The sequence below is a fragment of the Mesorhizobium sp. M0106 genome (genome assembly GCF_040322715.1).
Classification (GTDB): Bacteria; Pseudomonadota; Alphaproteobacteria; order Rhizobiales; family Rhizobiaceae; genus Mesorhizobium.
The window spans coordinates 1-923 of record NZ_JAMYUA010000130.1; the positions used below are offsets into that span (position 1 = coordinate 1).

Consider the following 923-nt stretch of genomic DNA (forward strand, 5'->3'; position numbering starts at 1 on the left):
GCGAAGTAGTTGTTGCATTCGGTTGCCTCGATCGTTTCAACGAGGTGGCCGATGTGGCGCCAAGTGTCCTCGACGGTACGTTTCTGAGCTTGGCGCATCCAGTGTTTGATTTTGGCAAAGGCCTGCTCGATCGGATTGAGGTCTGGGGAGTAGGGCGGTAGGTACCAAAGCCTGGCGCCGGCCGCCTTGATCATCTGCCTGATGGCCGCCGACTTATGACTTCCCAGATTATCCATGACGACGATGTCGCCGGGTTTCAGCACGGTGATGAGCTGCTGCTCGACATAGGCGCGGAAGCATTGGCCGTTGATTGGCCCGTCGAAGACGCAAGGTGCCGCGAGCCTATCGCAGCGCAGCGCGCCGAGGAAGGTCAGCGTGCGCCAGTGGCCGTGCGGGGCCAAGCCGCGCAGCCGCTCGCCCTTCGGCCCCCAACCGCGCAGCGGAGCCATGTTGGTCTTGATCCAGGTCTCGTCGATGAAGACCAGATGCTGCGGATCGAGGCCGGCCTGCCAAGAGCGCCATCGCTGACGCCTGCGGGCAATATCAGCGCGCGCCTGCTCAAGGGCGAACAGCGTTTTTTTTGAAGCTCAGGCCCTCGCGCCTCAAGAACATCCAGACCGCGTTGTGCGAGACCTTGACCCCGCGTGCGGCCAACTCATCCTTCAGACCATGCAGTGTCAGATGCGGCGTCTCACGCACACGCGCCTCGATGAAGGCACGGTGCGGCTCCAGCACCCTCTTGCGATGTCCGCCCATCTTGCCAGGCGCAACCGAGCCAGTCGCCCGATGGCGCTGCAACAACTTCACCGCCGCCGAAACCGAAATGCCGAACCGTTTCGCGGCCGACCGGCGGCTCTCGCCACCCAAAACCGCCGCTACAACACGTTCGCGAAGATCATCCGAAAGAGGTCGCGTCATCCGAT

At 62.6% G+C, this 923-nt stretch carries 1 protein-coding gene; it reads right to left on the bottom strand.

The window, feature by feature from the left end; all coding sequences use genetic code 11:
* A protein-coding gene (locus NKJ55_RS35415; RefSeq protein WP_352453929.1) for an IS630 family transposase occupies nucleotides 1-918 on the bottom strand; the annotation gives its coding sequence in 2 pieces (ribosomal slippage) (nucleotides 1-581 and nucleotides 583-918; 917 coding nt annotated over the 2 pieces). This gene is flagged as partial in the annotation.
* Nucleotides 919-923: the final 5 nt, after the last annotated feature.